The organism is Pseudomonas chlororaphis subsp. piscium (assembly GCF_003850345.1).
GTDB classification, from domain to species: Bacteria; Pseudomonadota; Gammaproteobacteria; order Pseudomonadales; family Pseudomonadaceae; genus Aquipseudomonas; species Aquipseudomonas piscium.
Window position 1 is genome coordinate 4,376,489 of record NZ_CP027707.1, and the last position, 21,892, is coordinate 4,398,380.

General features: G+C 65.4%; 19 protein-coding genes. 11 read left to right on the plus strand and 8 right to left on the minus strand.

Annotated elements, in window-relative coordinates:
- Positions 1-19: 19 nt before the first annotated feature.
- From C4K38_RS19675 to C4K38_RS19685, 3 genes are all read right to left on the minus strand, one after another.
- Entirely contained in the window at positions 20-2,959 is a 2,940-nt protein-coding gene (locus C4K38_RS19675; RefSeq protein WP_053279812.1) for a TonB-dependent receptor, read from the minus strand.
- A gap of 104 nt (positions 2,960-3,063) precedes the next feature.
- Entirely contained in the window at positions 3,064-4,017 is a 954-nt protein-coding gene (locus C4K38_RS19680; protein WP_053279813.1) for a FecR domain-containing protein, read from the minus strand.
- Positions 4,014-4,526 (minus strand): sigma-70 family RNA polymerase sigma factor, encoded by a 513-nt coding sequence (locus C4K38_RS19685; protein WP_053279814.1) that lies wholly within the window; start codon positions 4,524-4,526, stop codon positions 4,014-4,016. Before C4K38_RS19685 ends, C4K38_RS19680 begins: the two co-directional genes overlap by 4 nt.
- Before the next feature lie 302 nt (positions 4,527-4,828).
- Here C4K38_RS19685 and C4K38_RS19690 point away from each other — a divergent pair, with 302 nt between their 5' ends.
- Positions 4,829-6,547, plus strand: a complete 1,719-nt coding sequence (locus C4K38_RS19690) for a hydrogenase maturation protein (RefSeq protein WP_053279815.1) — start codon at positions 4,829-4,831, stop codon at positions 6,545-6,547.
- A gap of 225 nt (positions 6,548-6,772) precedes the next feature.
- Here the strand turns inward: C4K38_RS19690 and C4K38_RS19695 are convergent, their stop codons facing one another.
- Both C4K38_RS19695 and C4K38_RS19700 read right to left on the minus strand, forming a co-directional pair.
- Positions 6,773-7,309 carry a GNAT family N-acetyltransferase gene (locus C4K38_RS19695; RefSeq protein ID WP_053279816.1) on the minus strand — a complete coding sequence of 179 codons (537 nt, stop codon included), beginning with the start codon at positions 7,307-7,309 and terminating at the stop codon, positions 6,773-6,775.
- Positions 7,310-7,517: 208 nt separating this feature from the next.
- On the minus strand, positions 7,518-10,154 hold the full coding sequence (locus tag C4K38_RS19700; RefSeq protein WP_053279817.1) for an MGH1-like glycoside hydrolase domain-containing protein: 2,637 nt from the start codon (positions 10,152-10,154) through the stop codon (positions 7,518-7,520).
- Between the two features lie 198 nt (positions 10,155-10,352).
- Between C4K38_RS19700 and C4K38_RS19705 the strand changes: the two genes are divergently transcribed.
- Positions 10,353-10,631: a hypothetical protein gene (locus tag C4K38_RS19705; protein WP_231998521.1), complete on the plus strand. Its 279-nt coding sequence runs from the start codon at positions 10,353-10,355 to the stop codon at positions 10,629-10,631.
- Between the two features lie 106 nt (positions 10,632-10,737).
- Positions 10,738-11,199, plus strand: coding sequence for a hypothetical protein (locus C4K38_RS19710; protein ID WP_053279819.1), 462 nt, complete (start codon positions 10,738-10,740; stop codon positions 11,197-11,199).
- A 12-nt stretch (positions 11,200-11,211) separates the two neighbouring features.
- Here the strand turns inward: C4K38_RS19710 and C4K38_RS19715 are convergent, their stop codons facing one another.
- On the minus strand, positions 11,212-11,616 hold the full coding sequence (locus C4K38_RS19715) for a DUF488 domain-containing protein (protein ID WP_053279820.1): 405 nt from the start codon (positions 11,614-11,616) through the stop codon (positions 11,212-11,214).
- Between the two features lie 216 nt (positions 11,617-11,832).
- Here C4K38_RS19715 and C4K38_RS19720 point away from each other — a divergent pair, with 216 nt between their 5' ends.
- From C4K38_RS19720 to C4K38_RS19755, 8 genes are all read left to right on the plus strand, one after another.
- Entirely contained in the window at positions 11,833-12,603 is a 771-nt protein-coding gene (locus C4K38_RS19720; protein WP_009049687.1) for a FadR/GntR family transcriptional regulator, read from the plus strand.
- 111 nt (positions 12,604-12,714) lie between these two features.
- Positions 12,715-13,917, plus strand: a complete 1,203-nt coding sequence (locus tag C4K38_RS19725; protein ID WP_053279821.1) for an ABC transporter substrate-binding protein — start codon at positions 12,715-12,717, stop codon at positions 13,915-13,917.
- Positions 13,918-14,001: 84 nt separating this feature from the next.
- Positions 14,002-14,862, plus strand: coding sequence for a branched-chain amino acid ABC transporter permease (locus C4K38_RS19730; protein ID WP_009044477.1), 861 nt, complete (start codon positions 14,002-14,004; stop codon positions 14,860-14,862).
- 2 nt (positions 14,863-14,864) lie between these two features.
- Positions 14,865-15,875, plus strand: a complete 1,011-nt coding sequence (locus C4K38_RS19735) for a branched-chain amino acid ABC transporter permease (RefSeq protein WP_025804508.1) — start codon at positions 14,865-14,867, stop codon at positions 15,873-15,875.
- Entirely contained in the window at positions 15,872-16,633 is a 762-nt protein-coding gene (locus tag C4K38_RS19740; protein WP_053279822.1) for an ABC transporter ATP-binding protein, read from the plus strand. Before C4K38_RS19735 ends, C4K38_RS19740 begins: the two co-directional genes overlap by 4 nt.
- Positions 16,633-17,328, plus strand: a complete 696-nt coding sequence (locus C4K38_RS19745) for an ABC transporter ATP-binding protein (RefSeq protein WP_053279823.1) — start codon at positions 16,633-16,635, stop codon at positions 17,326-17,328. The genes C4K38_RS19740 and C4K38_RS19745 overlap by 1 nt, the downstream gene beginning before the upstream one ends.
- Before the next feature lie 13 nt (positions 17,329-17,341).
- Positions 17,342-18,625 carry a Zn-dependent hydrolase gene (locus C4K38_RS19750; protein WP_053279824.1) on the plus strand — a complete coding sequence of 428 codons (1,284 nt, stop codon included), beginning with the start codon at positions 17,342-17,344 and terminating at the stop codon, positions 18,623-18,625.
- Entirely contained in the window at positions 18,622-20,034 is a 1,413-nt protein-coding gene (locus C4K38_RS19755) for an amidase (protein ID WP_053279825.1), read from the plus strand. The genes C4K38_RS19750 and C4K38_RS19755 overlap by 4 nt, the downstream gene beginning before the upstream one ends.
- Before the next feature lie 107 nt (positions 20,035-20,141).
- Here the strand turns inward: C4K38_RS19755 and C4K38_RS19760 are convergent, their stop codons facing one another.
- Both C4K38_RS19760 and bsrA read right to left on the minus strand, forming a co-directional pair.
- Positions 20,142-20,768 carry a thiol:disulfide interchange protein DsbA/DsbL gene (locus C4K38_RS19760; protein ID WP_053279826.1) on the minus strand — a complete coding sequence of 209 codons (627 nt, stop codon included), beginning with the start codon at positions 20,766-20,768 and terminating at the stop codon, positions 20,142-20,144.
- Between the two features lie 124 nt (positions 20,769-20,892).
- The gene (bsrA, locus tag C4K38_RS19765) at positions 20,893-21,831 is read right to left on the minus strand and encodes a LysR family transcriptional regulator BsrA (protein ID WP_053279827.1); all 939 of its coding nucleotides are present in this window, start codon (positions 21,829-21,831) and stop codon (positions 20,893-20,895) included.
- Positions 21,832-21,892: the final 61 nt, after the last annotated feature.

Here is a 21,892-nt window from a genome sequence, read left to right on the forward strand (position 1 = left end):
GACTCCTCCGGCGGAGGGATCAACCGCCAAAGTGATAGCTCAGATCCAGCCACCACTGCCGGCCATAGGGGTCGTAGTTGCCGACGGGGTAATACGGCCAGCCGGCGGAGTCGTCGCGCTTGACCTGGTTCAGCAGGTTGTTGACGGTCAGGCCGACGCTGGCGCGGTCGTTGACCTTGTAGCGGGCGCTGGCGTTGAACACCGTCCAGGGCGACACGCGCCCGTCGGCGCTGCCGTTGGTGACGCTGCCGTAGCGGATGCCCAGCAGGGTTGCGGTGTAGTGCTGGTAATCCCAGGTCAGGCTGGCGTTCGCCTTGCTGCGCCAGTCGTGATTGCTGCGGTCCACGCGCCAGTCCTGGGTCGGTGCGTCGTCCGATTCCTTGTAGTAATGCGAGAGCACCAGGGTGTAGCCCAGGGTCGAACTGAAGGCCCCGTACTCCCCGGCGCCCCAGCGGATATTGCTTTTCAGGTCGAGCCCGCTGACCCGTTCGCTGGCGGCGTTGATCGCGTTGAGCTGCACCCGCTGCAAGCGGTTCGGGTCCACCGCGGCAGTGCCCGGGTTGCGCTGGATCCGCGCCAGGGTCGCCTGGCAAGCGGCCGAGTTGATGTCCATGGCACCACTGCGGCAGGCGTTCTCTTCCTGCAGCAGGCGGTTCTGGTCGACGGTGGTCAGCAGGTCTTCGATCTGCACGCGCCAGTAATCCACCGACACATCGAAGTTGCGCGACGGCGACCAGACAAAACCGTAGGTCCAGGACTTGCCCCGCTCGGACTTGAGGTCGGCGGTGCCGCTCTGGGTGTAGTCCACCCGCCCGCGATCGCAGGTGCCCTCCACGCCCTGGCTGCAACCGTAGTAGTCGATCTGGTCCGGTATGTAGCCGTTGGTGTCGGCCTGGTAGATGTAGTTCAGGTCCGGGGCGCGGAAGCTGGTGCCGTAGCTGCCGCGCAACAGCAGGCTGTTCAGCGGGCGCCATTCCAGGCCCAGGTTGTAGGTCTTCTGTTGCTCGGTGCGACCGCTGAATTTGTATTGGTCCCAGCGTCCCGCCAGCGACGCCAGCAGGCTGTCGCTGATCGGCACGCTGAACTCGCCGCCGGCGGCGTAGCGCTTGCGTGAGCCACCGGAGCTCTGCGCCGGGGTGGTGCCGTAGAAGCTGCCGTCGTTGAGCCCGTCGTCCGGGTCGATGCGGTATTCCTGCTTGCCCAGTTCCAGGATGCCGGCGAAGCCCACCGGCCCGGCTGGCAAGTCGAACAGCTCGCCATTGAGCGAGGCGTTGTAGCTCTGCGACACCGACTTGCTGGTCTGGCTCAGGTTGCGGCGAAACTGCCGCCACTCCTCCTCGGTCAGCGGCCGGTCAAGGCGCGAGGCATCCGGGGCGAACACTGGATAACCACCCTGCTCGCCCAACTGCGGGCCCAGGTAGAAATCGCGGATAGTGGCCGACGGGGTATAGCGGGTGGTGCGCACGCTGCGGTACTCCGAACGGTTGGCCGCCAGCTCATAGCTCCAGGCCGTGTCGGCGATCCGGTCGGACAGACCCAGGGTGCCGGTCCAGGAGGTGTCGCGCCACTTGCTGTTGTTGCTGGTGCGGCCGCCGATTTCCTCCTCGGAGAAACGCCGGAACCAGCGCTCCAGATTGCCGCTGTTCTGGTTGATGAAATCCGGCGAGGTGAAGCTCGGCCCGCGGGTGTTGTTCTGGATATGGTCCAGGCCATACATCAGGTCGGCGAAGGCCTTGCCGCTGTCGCTGAAATGCCAGGTGCCACGGGTGTAGCCGTCGTAGTTTTCCTTTTGCGTCTGCAGGGTCCGGTAATCGTTGTAGGACTGGTCGGTGGTGCAGCGCCCGCCGCTGCCGCTGAGGTGATTGCCAAAGACCCCCGGATAGGCGCCGCAACCGGGGCCGATGTACTTGCCAGTGTCGAGGTTGCGCCGGTAACCGACATCCTGGACCGGCCCGTTTTTCATGAAGCCGCGATCGTCGTTCCAGATCGGATCGCGCTGGGTCAGCTCCAGGCCGAACAGGCCGTCGAAATTCCCCCAGCTGCCACCGCCGCTGATCTGCAGGCGCTGGTTGTCGCCGCCACCACGCTCGGTGGTACCGCCACGCAGGTTGACGTCGATGCCGCTGGCCTTCTCCTTGAGGATGATGTTGACCACCCCGGCGATCGCATCGGAACCGTAGATCGCCGAGGCGCCGCTGCTGAGAATCTCGATGCGGTCGATGATCGCCGAAGGAATATTGGCCAGGTTGGTGAAATTGACCCGGCCGTCATAGGCCGTCGGGTAGTCCGCCACTCGCCGGCCGTTGATCAGCACCAGCGTGTGGTTGGGCCCCAGCCCCCGCAGGTTGAGGGCGCTGGCCGCGGGCTGGAAGGTGTTGCCGTAGTCCTCGCCCTGGGTCATGCCGGTGTTTTGTGTCTGGGTCGCCAGGGCATCGTAGACGTTGCGGTAACCGCGGGCCTCCATCTCCTCATGGGTGATGACGTTCACCGGGGTGGCGCCGTCGGACTGGCCGCGGGCGATGCGCGAGCCGGTCACCGTGACTTTTTCCAGTTGCGGGTCCGCCGCGCGAACCGGCGCCACGGCGCTGACTTTAGGGCTGGCCTTGGCACTGGCCGGGGCGTTGCGAATGGTCAGCCCCTGCTCGCTGTGCTGAGCCTCCAGGCCACTGCCTTGCAGGGCCTTGTCCACCGCCTGCTGGCCGCCCAGGGCGCCACGAATGGCCGGGCTGCGCTTGCCCTGCACCAGGTCCTGGCTGAAGGAAATCGGCACCCCGGTCTGCCGCGAGATATCCAGCAGCACCTCGTCCAGCGGGCCGGCGGAAATGTCGAAGGTGATCGGCCTGGTCTCTGCCTGCTGGGCCCAGGCAGCGCTGCCACAAGCGCCGAACGCCAGGGCCAACGCCAGTGACAGGCACGCCAGTGGTCGGCGCTGCGGGTGGAAAAGGATCGATGAGTGCATGGACAATTCCCTGTTGAATGCGGTTGCAGGGAATGAGCAGTGACCGATGGGTTTTTATAGGGTGGCGCTTAGGCCAAGGGGCTATGGGGTTATAACCACGCCCTTCAGCGCGGCTCGATGCTGACCCAGTACGAGCTGTGGTAGCTGACGCGGATTGGCAGCGAACGCTCGAGCAGCTGCAGGCTGCGGTCGCTGTCGTCCAGCGGGTAGATGCCGCTCAAGCGCAAGTCGGCCACCTGGGGGCTGAGGCGGATGATGCCGCGCCGGTAGCCACGCAAGCTGTCGACCACCTCGCTCAGGGGCCGGTCGCGGGCCTCGAATACCCCCGAGGTCCAGGCGCTTTCATGGCCCTTGGCACGCTCCAGCAACAACAGCCGCTGCCCGTCGAAACGCAGGCTTTCGCCAGCCTCGACCACCTGCCGTGCGCCACTGGCGGTGAGCACCTCGACCTGCGAGTGCAGCATCACCAGGCGCGTCCAGTCCTCGCCGCGCTCCACCAGGAACTTCGTGCCCAGGGCCCGCATGCGCCCGTGTTCGGTTTCCACCACGAAGGGGCGCTGCGGTTCCTTGGCCACGTCCACCAGCAACTGTCCGTTGCGCAACTGCAACAGCCGCTGTTGGGCATCGAAACGGGTCACGACCTGGCTGCGGGCATTGAGGGTCAGGGCGCTGCCGTCGGCCAGGGTGAAGTCGCGGCGCTCGCCGGTGCCGGTGTACAGGGCGCCCGCCTCGGGCAGCAGGCCGTAGCGTCGGCCGAGCAAGGTCGCGGCCAAGGCCAGGGCCATCACACTCAGGCTGCCGCCGATAAAGCGCCGGCGGCTCGACGGCGCATTCAGGCTGTGCAGCAGGCTGTCCCGGGACAGGTTGCGCAAGGCCTGGCTGCGCAACGCCCCCAGGCCACCGCCCATCAGCGCGATGATCTGCTCGTGCTGGGGGTCGGCGGCGCGCCAGTCGTGGAATGCCTGGCATTCCTGGGCGTTCATCTGCCCCGATTGCAGGAGCGCCATCCATTGCGCGGCTTCATCCACCAGCGCCTCGTTCGCGCGCGGACGGCTCATGCGTCGACCATCGCCTGATAACACCGCTTGAACGCCTCGGCCATGTACTGCTGGACGCGACTGGTGGACACCCCCAGCTGCTGGCCGATTTCGGCGTAGGTCAAGCCGTCGAGCTGATGGTAGAGAAAGGCTGCCTTGGCCTTGGCGGACAAACCGTTGAGCAAGCGGTCCACCGCCAGCAGCGCTTCGATCACCAGTGCCCGCTCCTCGGGTGACGGGTGCACCGGCGTCGGCGCCAGGGCCAGGCTTTCCAGGTAGGCGCGCTCCAGGTCCTGGCGTCGCCAGCCTTCGTAGACCAGGCGCCGGGCAATGGTGGTCAGCAGCGCCCGAGGCTCGCGGATGGCCGCAGGGTCCGGCAGGGCCAGCACCCGCACGAAGGTTTCCGAGGCGATGTCCTGGGCGCTGTGATGGCAGCCCAGGACGCGACCCACCGAGGCGCACAGCCACTGATAGTCGCGTTTGAACATCTGCCCGATCAGTGAGTAATGAGGGCTCTGATTCGCACCCATGCCTTGCTCCCTCACGAGACAGCTCCCCCATCCCGAAATCATCTGGCTGGGTCGGGACATTGCCGACCCAGGATTAGGGGAGCGACTGTGCAACAGGGCTGAATCCATTTGGAAGTAATTAAAAATTTACCCAGGCTAACTAACGAATATATGTAATCCGGCACCTCGCTACACCGCGCGACGCACTTGATTGATCTCGGTCAGCAGTACCCCCAAAGGTCCTCTCTACTCTGGCGCCTCCATCGGCCAGGGACGGCTTTTCGGAACGGCCGGCCCCGCTTCACCTTCAAGGAAGAGTCGTTATGCAATCGCTGAAGATCATTCTGCTGTCCACCGCCTTCAACGGTCTCACCCAGCGCGCCTGGCTGGACCTGCGCCAGTCCGGCCACCGCCCTAGCGTGGTGCTGTTCACCAGCGAAGACGAAGTCTGCCGGCAGATCGAACAGGCCGATGCCGATCTGGTGATCTGCCCCTTCCTCAAGGACCGGGTGCCCGAGCAACTGTGGCGCCACCCGACCCGTCCGGTGATCATCATCCACCCGGGCATCGTCGGCGACCGCGGCGCCAGCGCCCTGGACTGGGCCATCAGCAACAACCTCGAGCGCTGGGGCGTCACCGCCCTGCAGGCGGTGGAAGAAATGGACGCCGGGCCGGTCTGGTCCACCTGGGAATTCAAGGTGCCAGCGCAGGTACGCAAGTCCGAGCTGTACAACGGGCCGGTGGCCGATGCGGCGATCTACTGCATTCGCGATGTGGTGGAGAAGTTCGGCAGCGAGTTCGTCCCTGTCCCCCTGGACTACAGCAAGCCGCAGGTGCGCGGCCGCCTGCAACCGAACATGAAACAGGACGACCGCAGCTTCAGCTGGCACGACAGCGCCAACTTCATCAAGCGCTGCATCGACGCCGCCGATGGCCAGCCCGGAGTCCTGGCCAGCCTCGCCGGCGGCCAGTACTACCTGTATGACGCGCACCTGGATAGCCGCAGCGGCACCCCCGGCGAGTTGCTGGCGGTGCACGACGATGCGGTGCTGGTGGCCTGCGGCGACCGCAGCCTGTGGATCGGCTCCCTCAAGCGCAAGGCCCGGCCGGGCACGGAACACTTCAAGCTGCCGGCCCGCCATGTGCTGGCCGGCCAACTGGACGGCGTGCCCCACCTGGACTGGTCGGTCGCCAGCGAGCCGTTCAGCGACGAGGCCTACCAGCCGATCCGCTACCGCGAGTCGGGCCATGTCGGCGAGCTGACCTTCGAGTTCTACAACGGCGCCATGAGCACCGAGCACTGCCAGCGCCTGGTCAGCGCGCTGCAATGGGCCAAGGCCCGGGACACCAAAGTGTTGCTGTTCAAGGGCGGGCGTGGCGCGTTCTGCAACGGCGTGCACCTCAACGTGATCCAGGCCGCACCGGTGCCGGGCCTGGAAGCCTGGAACAACATCCAGGCCATCGACGACGTCTGCAAGGAGCTGCTCAGCGCCCGCCAGCTGGTGGTCAGCGGCCTCACCGGCAACGCCGGGGCCGGCGGCCTGATGCTGGCCCTGGCGGCCGATGTGGTGCTGGCCCGGGCCAATACCCTCTACAACCCGCACTACAAGAGCATGGGCCTGTACGGCTCGGAATACTGGACCTACAGCCTGCCCCGCGCCGTCGGCCACGCCATGGCACACAAGCTCACCGAGGAATGCCTGCCGATCAACGCCTTCCAGGCCCTGCAGATGGGCATGGTCCAGGAAGTCGGCCCGCGCTGCCCCGACGAATTCGGCCTGTGGCTGCTGCAACGGGCCAACGCGGTACTGACCGAGCCGAAGTACCAGGCCCTGCGCGAGCGCAAGGCCAACGCCGACCCGCAGCTGATGCAACATTGCCGCAACGCCGAGCTGGAACAGATGCACCTGGACATGGTGCAGAACCGCCACGGCTTCGCCGAGAAATGCGCAGGCTTCGTCTACAAGCGCAAGACCTGCTGCACCCCGCAGCGGTTGATCGAGGATTGGGCGGTGCCGCAGCCAGACACCTTGAGTGCCTGATCGGCACAAGCGTGGTAGCCGCTGGCGCAGGCAGCGGCTACATCTACCCCCATTTGCCGGTCCTGAAAAACCCGACAGCGGCTATGTGGTTCATCTCGTTCATCCTGATGACCACCCTTACGCCCTTTGTATCCGTCGATCAGAAATCGGCCGCCAACGATCTGAAAGACGGCTTCAAGGACTCCAGCAACGCCACAGAAAATGTGCTTCAGGGCAAGCGCCTCATCACGCCTCAACGACCCGCGAGTAAAGGTGGTAATCCCGGGCAACGCCCCTGAGCACCCGGTATTTACGCATCACGCCTTCGAACTCGAACCCACACCGCTGCAGCACTTTCGCCGAACCAATGTTCTCGTCCAGCAGGGTTGCCTGGACACGCTGCAATTTCCACTTGCCGAGCGCCAACCCGGCCAGGGCGCCACAAGCCGCGCGAGCGATCCCTCGCCGCCAGAACTCGGGCCTGACGTCATAGGCTATTTCCGCGCGACCATCCTTTATCGAAAACGAGTGCAGCCCTACCGTGCCAACCAGTTCGTGGGTACTGACACTGAATACTCCGAAACGTACCGCTCCTCCAGGGCTCCCAGAGTTATAGAAGTGAACCAGTTCCTCAAGCTCCGCCAGGCTCTGCAGATTCCAACTGGTATAACGATTGACCCGCTCATCCGTCAGATACTCGTACCAGCTCGCCACATGGGAAATTAACAACGGCCCCAGATAAAAATCGCCATTAACAATAGGAATCCGCGTATCGATCTTCACAAAAAACCCGCCCCCATATAGTTACAAAAACCTGCATCACATTTGAGAAGCCCAGAGACAAACATCCATAACGACTCATCGTTATCAGCCCCAAGCGGGCCAGGTCTTTCAGTTACTTTTGCTCAAACGGGCGGGCAGCGGCTACGCCTTTCTCGACAAAAGTCCCTTTAGTTAATCCACCAGCCTCCTCGCCCGTCGGTGTTGCTGACTAGGCCCCGGGCTGCAACAACAATGCCACCAGCGCCGTCCAGCCGGTCTGGTGGCTGGCCCCCAGGCCGCGGCCGGTGTCGCCGTGGAAGTACTCATGGAACAGCAGCAGCTCCCGGTCCCGGGGGTCGGCCTGCAATTGCGCGTAGGCGCACATCGACGGGCGCCGCCCGTCCTCGTCGCGCAGGAACAGGCGGGTCAAGCGCTGGCTCAGACTGTCGGCGACTTCCTCCAGGGATGCCAGGTAGCCGGAACCGCTGGGGTATTCCACCGAGAAGTTGTCGGCGTAGTAGCGATGAAACTCACGTAGAGACTCAATCAGCATGTAGTTGATCGGCATCCACAGCGGCCCGCGCCAGTTGGAGTTGCCGCCATACAGTCGTGAGTCGGAATCGGCCGGCGCGTACCGGGCGCGCAGCTGATGACCGTCGACCTGCAGGGCGAAGGGGTGTTCGGCGAAGACCCTGGACAGCGAACGGATACCGAAGTCGGAGAGAAACTCCGCCTCGTCGAGCATGCGCTTGAGCAAGTCCTTGGTGCGCTCGCCGCGCAGCAGGGCGAGCAACAGGCGATTGCCCTGCCCCGGTTCGTTCCAGCGCGACACCAGGCTGGCCAGGTCCGGCCGATGGTGCATGAACTCCAGCAGGCGCTCACGCAGCCCCGGCAGGCATTCGTGTTCATGCTGCTCCAGCACCTGCACGGCGAACAGCGGCATCAGGCCGACGATGGAGCGCAGGCGCAGCGGTTCGTTGCCGCCGTCGGGGCGATGCAGCACGTCGTAGAAGAACCGGTCCTGCTCGTCCCACAGCCCTGCGTCGCTGTTATCCAGCCGGTTGATGGCCCCGGCGATGTACAGGAAGTGCTCGAAGAACTTCACCGCGATATCCACGTACACCGGGTTGCGCCTGGCCAGCTCCAGGGCAATGCGCATCAGGTCCAGGGCGTAGGCCGCGACCCAGGCAGTGCCGTCAGCCTGGTCCAGGGTGTAACCCGGCGGCAAGGGCGCCGAGCGGTCGAACAGCGCGATGTTGTCGAGGCCGAGGAAACCGCCCTGGAACAGGTTGCGCCCCTCGGCGTCCTTGCGGTTGACCCACCAGGAAAAATTCAGCAGCAGCTTGTGGAAGATCCGCTCGAGAAAGTCCATGTCGCCCTGGCCGGTCAGGGCTTTTTCCCGCTGGTACACCCGCCAGCTGGCCCAGGCGTGCACCGGCGGGTTGGCGTCGTCGAAGCGCCACTCGTAGGCCGGCAATTGCCCATTGGGGTGCATGAAGCGGTCCTTGACCAGCAGCAACAGCTGGTGCTTGGCGAACCCCGGATCGATCAAGGCCAGGGCCACCGCCTGGAAACCCAGGTCCCAGGAGGCGTACCAGGGGTATTCCCAGGTGTCGGGCATGGCCACGATGTCGAAGTTCGCCAGGTGCCGCCAATGGCTGTTGCGCAGATGGGCGTGGGGCGCCGGTGGCGCGGGCTGGCCAGGGTCGCCATCAAGCCAGCGGTTGACATCGAAATCGTAGAGTTGCTTGGACCACAGCAGCCCGGCCAGGGCCTGGCGCTGCACATTACGCGCGTCGGCATCGGCGATGCCCTGTTGCAGCGCGGCGTAGAACTCGTCGGCCTCGGCCCGTCGTTGTGCAAACAGCGTTCGGGCGCTGACCTGGGTCGAACCGGCCGGGGCAAAACGCAGATACAGGCTTTTGCTCTCCAGCCCGGCCAGCTCCAGGCTGAAGTGGGCGGCGGCGCGGGTCCCGCCGTCGCGGGCAATGGCAGTGCTGGCGCCACCCAGCAGGTAGTCGTTGATCCCGTCCTTGAACGGGCCGGGCGTGGCGAGGCCATCGAGCTTCGGGAAGTTGGTTTCGTTGTTGCAGAACAGCCACTCGCAAGGCTCCGGCCCCCAGGCCGTGACCTGCATCGGCGAACAGCGCGGATGCCGGGCCAGCAGTCGCTCGCCCTCCAGGCGCAGGCTCGGCTTGCGCGAATCGCCGCCCCAGCTCCAGGTATTGCGCGCCCAGACCTGGGGCAAGACCCGCAGGCGCGCCGGCTGGTGAAAGCGGTTGTGTACGGTGACCCGCATGAAGATGTCGTCGACCGCGTGCTTGGCGTATTCCACCGTCACGTCGAAGTAGCGGTCGTCCTCGAACACCCCGGTGTCGAGGATCTCGTACTCGGTATCGTCCAGGCCGCGCCGGGCGTTTTCCCGCAGCAGGTCCTCATAGGGAAAGGCCGCCTGCGGGTATTTGTAGAGCATGCGCATATAGGCATGGCTGGGCACGCCATCGAGGTAGAAATACAGCTCCTTGACGTCTTCGCCGTGATTGCCCTCGGCGTTGTTCAGGCCGAACAGGCGCTCCTTGAGAATGCTGTCGCGCTCGTTCCACAGGGCCAGCCCCAGGCACCAGTGCTGGGCCTTGTCGGAGAACCCCGCCAGCCCGTCCTCGCCCCAGCGGTAGGCCCGGCTGCGGGCATGGTCGTGGGGCAAGTAGGCCCAGGCATCGCCATCGGCGCTGTAGTCCTCGCGCACCGTGCCCCACTGCCGCTCGCTCAGGTACGGCCCCCACTCGCGCCAGGGTTCGCCCGCCGGGCCATTGAGGCGCTGGCCTTCGACCGTTTCGAGGATGCTTGCCGCCGCTGCTGCCGTCATGGGGGTGTCCGTGAGCCATGGAGGTGAAAGCCAGTGTAGGGGCTGGCGGCGCCGGCGGCCCATGACAAATGTTTCATGCTGCGAGGCGCCAACCGCGACCCATTGCCGCACAAGCCCCGTGATAGAGCCTTCGGCTTAAATTTCCGGGGAGACGCTCGTTATACTCGGCAACCCTTTTGTGTAAACGCGGTACCCATGATGTCCAGCGACAAAACCCTCCTGGCGAGCCTTGTGCTCAGCGTATTGGCCCTGCCGGCACAGGCCGAAGGCCTGGACCTGAGCTACCCGGCGCCCGCCCTGACAGAGGCGACGGCCGGCCCGGCGGCGGAGCCGGAACCCAGCAGGTTCCACCTGGAGTTCAAGGCGCCGATCACCCTGGAACACGCCTGCAGCGGCCCCCAGTGCAATTACGAAACCGACCCGAGCCAGCGCCATGAGCCAGAAACGGTGAACCGGTGGTCGGTCGGGTTCAACTGAGCCGCTTCTTTCAGCGACGCCTGTAAGGCTCCCGTCGCCCAGGTCCTCCCACAGGCAGAAGCTTGGCTAGGCTATAAACATGCCCCGCGAATGCCTGGGAGGCCCGATGAACCGCACGATCCTGAGCCCTTTGAGCCTGGCCCTGGCCCTGTTGGCCGGCTGCGCCAGCCCGCCCGAAGTCATCGACAAGGAACCGGCGGCCATCGCCGAAGGCGTGCTGGCCTTTCGCGATATCTGCCTGAAGTCCGCGCCCTCCTTCGCCGGGGCCGACAGCGCGGCCAAAGGCTATGGCATCGCCAGGCTGAACGATGCCGGGTATGCGCGGATGGGGCTCAGGCCGGACCACAGCCTTGGGGTCCAGGTGCAGAAAGGCAAGCAATGCGCGGTGACCACACCGTCGCAGGGGGACAAGACCCTGACCGCGCAATTTCTCAAGATAGCCGAGCAGTTTTCCAGCACCCCGGTGGCGCAGAACCTGCCGGCGCAAATCACCCTCGACAAGCAGACCTTCCTGCTGATGCACGACCGGCGTGGTGGCGAGGCCTATGTGATGTTGAAACGCCCCTGAAACCCAGCGCCTTCACTCAGGCGGCGACAGGTGCGCGTAACACACCGGCGAACTCCCCTCGCCCTGGCGGTCCAGCTCGTCTTCCAGCCACTCGGCCAGCACCCGGGCATTGTTGTGCGCTTCATCATGGGCCGAGTACACCAGGGTCAAGCGGCCCTTTTGCGCGCGCTCCAGCAACGCCCACCAATGCTCGGGGCGGGCTGTCAGCTCCTGGCGGTAACGGCTGCGGAAGCTGGCGAAATCCAGCTCGCCGGACTTGAAGGCGCGACGCAATCCGGTGGACGGCGCCAGGTCTTTCAACCACTCATCCAGCGGCAACTGCTCCTTGCGACAGTTGCGCGGCCACAGCCGGTCCACCAGCACCCGATAACCGTCGTCGGGGCTCGCCGGCTCGTAGGCGCGTTTGCACTGAATCATGGGTTCTTCCCCTCTATGACTGCATGACCTGCCATCAGCTTAGTGGCTGGACAAGACCTGGCACAGGACGAAGACAAGTGCCTCGCCTCCACTCGCCCGGGTTCTGATTACGACCCTCCCGCATCGAAAACGACACCTCGTCCCCAGGATGATTGACGCACCGCGTCCAGCCCTATTAAGTACTATTTATCCGCATTAATACGATAAATCGAAAACATGCTCAAACGACCTGTTCGCCGCAAACGCCAGAAGCTTTCCGACGTGATTGTCGAGTCGGTCAAACGCTCCATCGTGATCAACGCCCTGCGTCCCGGCGACCGCTTGCCGACCGAGCGCGAGCTGATGGAAAGCTTCCAGTGTTCCAAGGGGTCGGCCCGCGAAGCGCTCAAGGCGCTGGAGGTCGAAGGGCTGGTCAACACCCGCACCGGCCCCAGCGGCGGCGCCTACCTGAACCAGGCCGGCACTGAGCCGGCGAGCCGAGCCCTGCGCAATTACCTGCACTTCCAGCAGATGGACGGCGAGCAGGTGTACCAGCTGCGCAAGGTCATCGAAGTGGAGCTGGCGGTGTCGGTGATCGGCCGCCTCAGCGCCGACGACTTTGAGGCGCTGCAGGCCAATATCGACTTCTGCAGCGCCCCGGAAGACAGCGAGGCCGGCCAGCGCGAACAGCGCATCGCCGAGCTGGAATTCCACAACCTGCTGGGCCGCGCCTGCCCCAACCCACTGCTGAGTTTCATGGCGCAGTTCCTCAACGACCTGCTGCGCGACCTGGTGGTGCTGAAGAAGGCCTACAAGCCCAAGCGCAAGCAGTTCGACGCCGCCAACCTCGATTACCACAAGCGCCTGTTGCTGGCCTTCAAAGCCGAGGACGAAGCCGCGGTACGCCAGCTGATGCACGAACACATGTGCGACGCCGAACACCATATGAGCGCCCTCGAGGGCGAGGTCACCCAACACTTCCTGCTGGAGTTCGATCACCACCACTGATAACCGCCGCACCCGCCACCGCCGCTTCGCCAATAACAAAGCCTGAACACAGGCTGCTGCGCCGTTTTGCCATTGCCACTCCTGCCAATAACTAAACCAGGGAGTTACCCCATGCAGCGTCGTACGTTGTTGAAAGCCAGTCTGACCGTTGCCGGAGCCCTCAGCCTTCCGCTGGGGGTGCGCAACGCCTTTGCCGCCGACCCCTTTACCTTCTACGGGCTCAAGTCGATGTCCGGCGCCTTCGCCAGCTACGGCAAGTTCGCCGACATGGGCTCGCGCCTGGCGGTGGAACAGTACCCGACCCTGCTCGGCCGCCCGCTGAACTACAAGGTGATCGACACCGAAGGCAACGCCGGCAAGGCGGTGCGCAAGGTCCAGGAGGCGATTGCCCAGGACGGCGCGCGATTCTTCCAGGGCTGCACCCTGTCGTCTTCGGCGCTGGCGGTGGCCAAGGAAGTGGGCAAGGTCAACGGCGTGTTCATGACCCCGGTGGGCGCCGACGAAGTCACTGGCAAGGACTGCAATGCCTCGACCTTTCGCTGGTCGGTGCCGACCTACGGCGCCATTCGCGAAACCATGGTGCCGCTGATCAAGCGCCTGCCCGAGGCCAAGCGCTGGTACACCATCACCCCGCAATACGTATTCGGCGAAGCGCTGCTGGCCGGCGCCAAACAGGTGTGCGCCGAGCATGGCATCGAGCACGTTGGCAACAGCTATCACTCGTTGCAGGAACAGGAGTTCTCCGGCTACCTGACCAACGCCATCGCCGCCCAGCCCGACGTGCTGGTGCTGCTCAACTTCGGCAGCCAGTCCTCCAACGCCTTGCGCCAGGCGGTGAACTTCGGCATCAAGGAACGCATGAAAGTGCTGCTGGTGTGGTCCGCCGGGCTCGACCAGTTCCAGGAGCTGGGCAGCGACGTGCTCGAAGGCGTCTATCTCGGCGCGCAGTACTGGCACCAGGTCGACACCCCGCTCAACCGCGATCTGGTCAAGCTGACCCAGGCCAAGTACGGCATCAACCCTACCTACCCGCTGGCCGCCGACTACATCGGCACCAAGATCATGCTCGACACCATAGTCGCCACCGGCAGTTTCGACGGCGCGACCGTGGCCAAGGCCATGCAAGGCCTGACGTACCAGGGGCCGACCGGCGAGGAAAGCATCCGCGCCGGCGACCACCAGGTAATCAAGGATTACTACCTGCTGCAGGGCAAGGCCACGGCCAGCATGCGCGACAAGGACGACCTGGCCGAAGTGCTCAGTTCCGGGCGCTCGTTCCCGGATGCCGGCGCCACCGGCTGCAACCTGGCCTGACCCCGACCGACCTTTTCATCGCTGGCTAGAGGCAGCGGGCCGCCCGACGACAACAGTCGCCGGCCCCCTGTCGAGGGTACCTGCATGCTCAATCTTTACCTGTTCCAGATCCTCAATGGCCTCGGCCTGGGGATGATCTACTTCCTGATCGCGGTGGGCCTGACGATCATTTTCGGCCTGCTGAACTTCGTCAATTTCGCCCACGGCGCGTTCTTCCTGCTCGGGGCCTACATCTGCTACACCGCCGTCAGCCTCACCGGCAGCTTCTGGCTGGCGCTGCTGGTCGCGCCGCTGGTGGTCGCGGCCCTGGCCTGGGCCATCGAGCGATTGCTGATCCAGCGCATCTACCACCTGCCCCACACCTTCCAGATCCTGGTGACCCTGGGCATCGCGCTGATCATCCAGGAAGCCAGCGTGCTGATCTGGGGCCCCGTCGGCAAAAGCGTCGCGGTGCCGGAACTGCTGCGCGGCGTACTGATCGTCGGCGACTTCGTCTACCCCTACTACCGCCTGTTCCTCATTGTCTTCTCGGCACTGGTGGGGCTGGCGCTGTGGCTGCTGCTGGAGCGCACGCGCTTCGGCGCCCTGGTGCGCGCCGGCAGCGAAAGCACCGAGACCGTGTCGCTGCTGGGCACCAACATCTTCCGCCTGTTCTCCATGACCTTCGCCCTCGGCGTGGCCCTGGCCGGGATCGCCGGGGTGCTGTTCGCCCCGTTGCGTGGCGCCCAGCCCTTTGTCGGCCCGGAAATCCTCGGGGTCGCCTTCGTGGTGGTGGTGATCGGCGGCATGGGTTCGTTCAGCGGCGCCCTGGTGGGCGGCCTGCTGGTGGGCGTGGTGCAGAGCCTGATGACCACCCTCTGGCCGCAAGGCGCCAGCCTGATGATCTACGGCGCCATGGCGGCGGTGATTCTGGTCCGTCCCTACGGCCTGTTCGGGAGAGCATGAACATGAGCGAGAAAAATCCCCTGCCGTTCGCCAAGACCCAGTCGCGCGCCCTGCCGTGGCTGGTGGTCGCGGTACTGATCGGCCTGCCGCTGGTGTTGCCATCGGCGACCCTGGCCAGCGAGATCCTGATCTTCGCCCTCGCGGCGCTGGCCTGTAACCTGCTGCTGGGCTACACCGGCCTGCTGTCGTTCGGCCAGGGCATCTTCTTCGGCGCCGGGGCCTACTGCGCCGCGCTGCTGATGATCCACCTGCAACTGGGGCTGTTCAGCGCCCTCTTCGGCGCGGCCCTGGTGGGCGCGCTGCTGGCGTTGCTGGTGGGCGCCCTGGCGATCCGGCGCACCGGTATCTACTTCGTGATGCTGACCCTGGCGTTCAGCCAGATGGCCTACTTCATCGCCTACACCCTGAGCGACTGGACCGGCGGCGACAATGGCCTGCTCAGCGTGCCGCGCCCGGAGATCCGCATCGGCGACACGGTGCTGCTGTCGCTGAGCGACGCGCGCTACTTCTACGCCTTTGTCGCGGTGCTGTTCCTGCTGATCTTCATCGGCGCCCGGCGGGTGATCGCCTCGCCGTTCGGCAGCACGCTGATGGCGATCCGCGAGAACGAAACCCGCGCCGCCGCCATCGGCTACGACACCCGGCACTTCAAGATCCTGGTGTTCATGCTGTCCGGCGCGGTCACCGGGATCGCCGGGGCGCTGTACGCCATGCTCCTGCATTTCGTGCCGCTGTCGAGCATCGACCTGGCGATGTCGGAAAACATCCTGATCATGACCATAGTCGGCGGCACCGGCTCGCTGTTCGGCTCCCTGCTGGGCGCCGGTTCCATCGTGCTGCTCGGCGAGTTCCTCTCCGAACTCTGGCCACGCTGGCTGATGCTGCTGGGAATCATCCTGATCCTGGTGGTGATCTTCATGCGCGGTGGTTTGTGGGGCGGCTTGTCGAGCCTGTTCGAACGCATCCTGAGGCCACGCAAGGCGGCCCTGCCGACCGAGGAGAAACTGTCATGAGCAGCCCCGCGCAGTACCTGCTGCAAACCCAGGACCTGGAGCTGGCCTACGGCGCCTTCCACGCGGTCAACGGCGTCAACCTGAAGGTCGAGGCCGGCACCATCCACACCATCATCGGTCCCAACGGCGCCGGCAAGACCAGCCTGTTCCACTGCCTGACCGGCGAACGCCAGGCCACCGCAGGGGCGATCCTGTTCAACGGCAAGAACATCATCAAGAAGCCGGCCCACGGCCGGGTCGGCCTGGGCATGGCCCGTTCGTTCCAGTTGACCAGCCTGTTCCAGAACCTCAGCGTGCGGGAAAACCTGCGCCTGGCCGCCCAGGGTCGCGATGGCCTGGCGGCGCTGAACTTCTGGCGCCACCTCGACAGCCGCCGCGAACACCTGGAGATGGCCGACCAGGTGCTCGAACGCCTGCAACTGACGGCACGCGCCGACACCCTCGCCGGCGAGCTGTCCCACGGCCAGCAGCGGGTGCTGGAAGTCGGCATGTCGATCTGCTCCAGGCCGAAGCTGCTGATGCTCGACGAGCCGACCTCCGGCATGGGCATCGACGACATCCCGATCATGACCCAGCTGATCAGCGACCTGGGCCGCGACCACACGGTGCTGCTGATCGAGCACAACATGAGCATCGTCATGTCCATCAGCCAACGCATCACCGTCATGAGCCACGGCCAGATCCTGGTCGAAGGCACGCCAGAATTCGTCCGCGCCGACGAGCGCGTGCGCAGCGCCTACCTGGGAGAAGCCGCCTGATGCTGACCGTCGAGAATATCCATTCCTACTACGACAAGAGCCACGTCCTCGAAGGCGTCTCGCTGCAGGTCAACGCCGGCGAACTGGTGACCCTGCTGGGGCGCAACGGCGCGGGCAAGACCACCACCCTGCGCAGCATCCTCGGGATCATCTGCCCGCGCCAGGGGCAGATCCGCTTCAACGGCCAGGAGCTGGTGGGCAAGAAGATCTTCGAGATCGCCCGCCAGGGCCTGGCGCTGGTACCGGAGCACCGCGGCATCTTCCGCTTGCTCAGCGTCGAGGAGAACCTGCGCATCGCCCAGCGCAAGAGCAGCCGCTGGCAGCTGGAGGATGTCTACGGCATGTTCCCGCGCCTCAAGGAACGGCGCAAAAACGCCGGCCACGCGCTGTCCGGCGGCGAGCAGCAGATGCTCGCCATCGCCCGCGCCCTGCTCAACGATCCCAAACTGCTGATTCTCGACGAACCCACCGAAGGCCTGGCCCCGGTGATCGTCGACGAGCTGGTGAAGATCCTGCGCAAGATCAAGGACGACGGCCTGCCGGTGCTGCTGGTGGAGCAGAACCTGATGGTCTGCGACAAGCTCGCCGACCGCCATTACGTCCTCGAACAGGGTCGCGTGGTCTACCAAGGCAGCGCCGCTGACTTCCGCGCCGACCCGAGCATCAAGAACCGCTACCTGGCCCTGAGCGCCTGAGGGGAGAGCTGAAATGAACAGTCCGATTGTGTCCGTACCCCTGTTGCAAGACAGCGCCCCGCTGGTCAATCGCGAACGCCTCTGGCAATCGCTGATGGACCTCGCTCAACTGGGCGCCACCGCCAAGGGCGGCGTATGCCGCCTGGCCCTGACCGACCTCGACCGCCAGGCCCGCGACCTGTTCGTGCGCTGGTGCGAAGAGGCCGGCTGCAGCGTCAGCATCGACGGCATCGGCAATATCTTCGCCCGCCGCGCCGGGCGTAACCCGCAACTGCCGCCGGTGATGACCGGCAGCCATATCGACACCCAGCCCACCGGCGGCAAGTTCGACGGCTGCTACGGGGTGATGGCCGGCCTGGAGGTGATCCGCACCCTCAACGACCTCGGCCTGCAGACCGAGGCACCGATCGAGGTGGTGGTCTGGACCAACGAAGAAGGTTCGCGCTTCCCGCCGTGCATGATGGGCTCGGGGGTGTTCGCCGGTAAGTTCGACCTCGACGACACCCTGCGCAAGCAGGACGAACAGGGGCTGTCGGTGGGCAGCGAGTTGCAGCGCATCAGTTATGCCGGCTCGCGGGCGGTGCTCGGCCATCCGGTGGGCGCGTATTTCGAGGCGCACATCGAACAGGGTCCGGTGCTGGAAGACCGCCAGACCACCATTGGCGTGGTCATGGGCTGCCTCGGCCAGAAGTGGTTCGACCTGACCCTGAGTGGGGTCGAGGCCCATGCCGGGCCGACGCCGATGCACCTGCGCAAGGACGCCCTGGTGGGCGCCGCCCAGGTGATCAGCGCGGTCAATCGCATCGCCCATGAACAACAGCCCCACGCCTGTGGCACCGTCGGCTGCCTGAGCCTGCACCCGGGCTCGCGCAACGTGATTCCCGGCCAGGTGCAGATGACCCTCGACCTGCGCCACCTGCATGCCGATAAGCTGCAGGCCATGGTCGACGAGGTGCGCCAGGTGATCGAAGACACCTGCCAGCAGCACGGCCTGGGCTTCGAGCTGACCGCCACCGCCGACTTCCCGCCGCTGGACTTCGACCCCGCCTGCGTCGCCGCGGTGCGCCAGGGCGCCGAACAGCTGGGCCTGAGCCATATGGACATCGTCAGCGGCGCCGGGCACGACGCGATCTTCATCGCCGAGCTGGGCCCGGCGGGGATGATCTTCGTGCCCTGCGAAGGCGGCATCAGCCACAACGAAATCGAAAACGCCGCGCCCCAGGACCTGGCCGACGGTTGCGCGGTGTTGCTGCGGGCCATGGTCAACGCGGCACAACAAACAGGTGCGACGGCATGACCCGACACAGCGAAATCGCCGAGATGAGCGGCGTCGAACTGCTCGCCCATTACCGCGACAAACGCCTGTCGCCGGTGGAAGTGACCGAGGATGCCCTGGCGCGCATCGAGCGCTTCAACCCGCAAGTCAACGCCTATTGCCATGTCGACCCGCAAGGCGCGCTGGACGCGGCAAAGGCCTCCGAGCAGCGCTGGTTCAAGGGCCAGCCCTGCGGCGCGCTGGACGGCGTGCCGGCCTCGATCAAGGACCTGACCCTGACCCGTGGCATGCCCACGCGCAAGGGTTCGAAAACCACCTCCGCCAGCGGCCCCTGGGATGTCGATGCGCCCTTCCCGGCCTTTATGCGCAACGCCGGCGCGGTGCTGCTGGGCAAGACCACCACCCCGGAATTCGGCTGGAAAGGCGTGACCGACAACCCGCTGTACGGCATCACCCGCAACCCCTGGGACACCCGCACCACCGCCGGCGGCTCCTCCGGTGGCGCGGCCGCCGCGGCGTCGCTGAACCTCGGCGTGCTGCACCAGGGCAGCGATGCCGGTGGCTCGATCCGCATTCCCTGCGCCTTCACCGGCACCTTCGGGATCAAGCCGACCTTCGGCTACGTGCCGCAGTGGCCGGCCAGCGCCATGACCCTTCTCTCGCACCTGGGACCGATGACCCGCACCGTCGACGATGCGGTATTGATGCTGCAAACCGTCGCCCGGCCGGATGCCCGCGACGGCCTGGTCGGCGCCCCGCGCAGCACGCCCTGGCTACCGGAGCGCAGCGACCTCAAAGGCCTGCGTATCGCCTACAGCGCCGATTTCGGTTACGTGAAGGTACAGCCACAGGTGGCGCGGGTGGTGGCCAGGGCGGTGGAACGCCTGGCGCAACTGGGCGCCCACGTCGAGCAGGTCGACCCGGGGTTCAGCGACCCGCTGGAACTGTTCAATACCCTGTGGTTCGCCGGCGCCGCGCGCTTGACCGGGCAACTGAGCCAGGAGCAACGCCAGCAGCTCGACCCGGGCCTGCTGCGCATTGCCCGGCAGGGCGAAGGCATCAGCCTCCACCAGTACACCCTGGCCCTGGAAGCCCGTGCGGCGCTGGTGGCGCACATGGCCGAGTTCCACAGTCGCTACGACCTGCTGGTCTCGCCCATGCTGCCGCTCACCGCCTTCGCCGCCGGGCACAACGTGCCGCCGGGTTCCGGCCTGGGCGAATGGATGGAGTGGACGCCCTTCAGCTACCCCTTCAACCTGACCCAGCAACCGGCCGCGTCGGTGCCATGCGGCTTCGCCGAGGATGGCTTGCCGGTCGGGCTGCATGTGGTGGGGGCGCGGTTTGCCGATGATCAGGTGCTGCGCCTGTGCCGGGCTTATGAGCAGGCGTTCCCGAGCCCGCATCCGCAGGCGCCGTTGATCAAGGACTGACAATGCTTGTGGGGGGCATCGCTATCGATGCCCTTTTGGCTACCGCTCGATGCCCTGGAGCCGCCGCCGAACCTTGAAGGCTCGGCAGCGGCCAGGGGATCAAAGGCTTACTTCGCCGCCCGCACCTGGGCGATCAACTGGTCCGCCACCGCGAACAGGCCCTTGGCGCCATCGCTGGTCATGCCAAAGCGGTACTTGCCGTCCACCACCAGCGAAGGTACGCCGGTGACCTGGTAGGCCGCGGTGCGTTTTTTCGCGTCCATCACCTTGGCCTGCACGGCGAAGGAGCTGTAGGTGGCGAGGAACTTCGCCGGCTCGATGCCCTGCCCCTTGAGCAGCTCGGCCATGGCTTCGGGGGTCTTCAGGCGGTTGCCGCCGCGGATCGCCTCGAATACCGCGTGGTGCACTTCGGGCTTGGCATCCATGGTCGCCAGGGTCAGGTACAGCTGGCCGTAGACATCCCAGATCCCGCCGAACATGGCCGGCAGCTTGACGAAGTTCACGTCCTCGGGAAGCTTTGCCGCCCAGGGGTTGATAGAGGCTTCGAGGTTGTAGCAGTGGCCGCAGCCGTAGGAAAACAGTTCCACCACTTCGATCTTGCCGGGCACGACCTGCGGCACGGCATCCTTGAGTTCCACGTACTGGCTGGCATCCACCGCTGCCATGGCGGTCTGCCCGGCCAAGCCAAAGAGGCAGCTGGCTGCCAGGGCAATGTTCAGAATCGAGTGACGCATGCAATCTCCAATGGGTTGACGCCTCTGAGTCAGCACTGCTGCTCATCGAGCGGGCCCCAAAGGATACAGGCGGTGTCCACGATGCCAATCGGACCCGTCCCAATCTTTTGTTGGTTTTTTGTCATCAATGCCCGGACAGCTCCGTCTGCCCCACGAACCGGGCAGCCAGGGCGATGATCTCCTCGCGCAGCCAGCGATGCCCCGGAACTCGCTCCTGCTGGCGATGCCAGATCAGGCTGACCTGCACCGGCGGCGCCACCAGCGGCAGCTCGGCGATGCGGATCGGCATCAGCGCGCAGAAGTGCTCCGCCAGGCGCCGCGGCACTGTGCCCAGCAAGTCCGACTGGGCGACGATCAAGGGAATGCTCAGGTAATGCGGGACGAACAGCTGCACATGGCGCTGGACCTTGGCCGAACCGAGGACGATCTCCAGCGGCGAGCCGCGCCCGCCCCGGTCCGGAATCGCCACGTGCTGGCTCTGTTCATAGGCCTTGAGGCTCAGTTGCGGCTCGAAGTCCGGGTGGTCGATACGGCCGATCACCACCAGCTGTTCTTCCAGCAGCGGCTGGTAGCAGAGGTCGGGGTCGTCGAAATACAGGTAGTCCACTGCCAGGTCGAGCAGGCCGGTGGTCAGCCAGGCCGGCAGGGAATCGGCGGCATCGCTGCGCACCGCCAGGCGGACCTTGGGCGCGGCGCTTTGCAGGCGTCGCGACAGCGCAGGCAACAGGCGCGCCTGGGCGTAGTCATTCATCGACAGGCTAAAGGTCTGGTCGGACGCCGCCGGGTCGAACTCGCTGCTCGGGTCCAGGCCTTCCTGCAACAGGCGCAACGCCTGGCGCACCGAACCGTGCAGCACATGGGCCCGCGGCGTCGGCTGCATGCCCCGGGCGGTGCGGATGAACAGCGGCTCGTCGAGCTGGCTGCGCAGGCGCGCCAGGGCGTTGCTCACGGCCGGCTGGCTGAGGTTCAGGCGCACCGCCGCGCGGGACAGGTTCTGCTCCTGCATCAGCGCGTCGAACACCAAGAGCAGGTTGAGATCCAGGTGGCGCAAATTCAGCTTCATGAATAATGCCCATTCCGAATATCCATTAGCTGGATAATTCGAGCAGGACTAATCTTCTGTC

Excerpts from the sequence above, each read along its gene's own strand:
- C4K38_RS19735 (WP_025804508.1), top strand. The coding sequence starts at position 14,865 with ATGAGCGAGAAAAATCCCCTGCCGTTCGCCAAGACCCAGTCGCGCGCC.
- C4K38_RS19710 (WP_053279819.1), top strand. The coding sequence starts at position 10,738 with ATGAACCGCACGATCCTGAGCCCTTTGAGCCTGGCCCTGGCCCTGTTG.
- C4K38_RS19700 (WP_053279817.1), bottom strand. The coding sequence starts at position 10,154 with ATGACGGCAGCAGCGGCGGCAAGCATCCTCGAAACGGTCGAAGGCCAG.
- C4K38_RS19675 (WP_053279812.1), bottom strand. The coding sequence starts at position 2,959 with ATGCACTCATCGATCCTTTTCCACCCGCAGCGCCGACCACTGGCGTGC.
- C4K38_RS19740 (WP_053279822.1), top strand. The coding sequence starts at position 15,872 with ATGAGCAGCCCCGCGCAGTACCTGCTGCAAACCCAGGACCTGGAGCTG.
- C4K38_RS19755 (WP_053279825.1), top strand. The coding sequence starts at position 18,622 with ATGACCCGACACAGCGAAATCGCCGAGATGAGCGGCGTCGAACTGCTC.
- C4K38_RS19760 (WP_053279826.1), bottom strand. The coding sequence starts at position 20,768 with ATGCGTCACTCGATTCTGAACATTGCCCTGGCAGCCAGCTGCCTCTTT.
- C4K38_RS19750 (WP_053279824.1), top strand. The coding sequence starts at position 17,342 with ATGAACAGTCCGATTGTGTCCGTACCCCTGTTGCAAGACAGCGCCCCG.
- C4K38_RS19680 (WP_053279813.1), bottom strand. The coding sequence starts at position 4,017 with ATGAGCCGTCCGCGCGCGAACGAGGCGCTGGTGGATGAAGCCGCGCAA.
- C4K38_RS19745 (WP_053279823.1), top strand. The coding sequence starts at position 16,633 with ATGCTGACCGTCGAGAATATCCATTCCTACTACGACAAGAGCCACGTC.
- C4K38_RS19730 (WP_009044477.1), top strand. The coding sequence starts at position 14,002 with ATGCTCAATCTTTACCTGTTCCAGATCCTCAATGGCCTCGGCCTGGGG.
- C4K38_RS19715 (WP_053279820.1), bottom strand. The coding sequence starts at position 11,616 with ATGATTCAGTGCAAACGCGCCTACGAGCCGGCGAGCCCCGACGACGGT.
- bsrA (WP_053279827.1), bottom strand. The coding sequence starts at position 21,831 with ATGAAGCTGAATTTGCGCCACCTGGATCTCAACCTGCTCTTGGTGTTC.
- C4K38_RS19690 (WP_053279815.1), top strand. The coding sequence starts at position 4,829 with ATGCAATCGCTGAAGATCATTCTGCTGTCCACCGCCTTCAACGGTCTC.
- C4K38_RS19725 (WP_053279821.1), top strand. The coding sequence starts at position 12,715 with ATGCAGCGTCGTACGTTGTTGAAAGCCAGTCTGACCGTTGCCGGAGCC.
- C4K38_RS19685 (WP_053279814.1), bottom strand. The coding sequence starts at position 4,526 with ATGGGTGCGAATCAGAGCCCTCATTACTCACTGATCGGGCAGATGTTC.
- C4K38_RS19720 (WP_009049687.1), top strand. The coding sequence starts at position 11,833 with ATGCTCAAACGACCTGTTCGCCGCAAACGCCAGAAGCTTTCCGACGTG.
- C4K38_RS19705 (WP_231998521.1), top strand. The coding sequence starts at position 10,353 with ATGTCCAGCGACAAAACCCTCCTGGCGAGCCTTGTGCTCAGCGTATTG.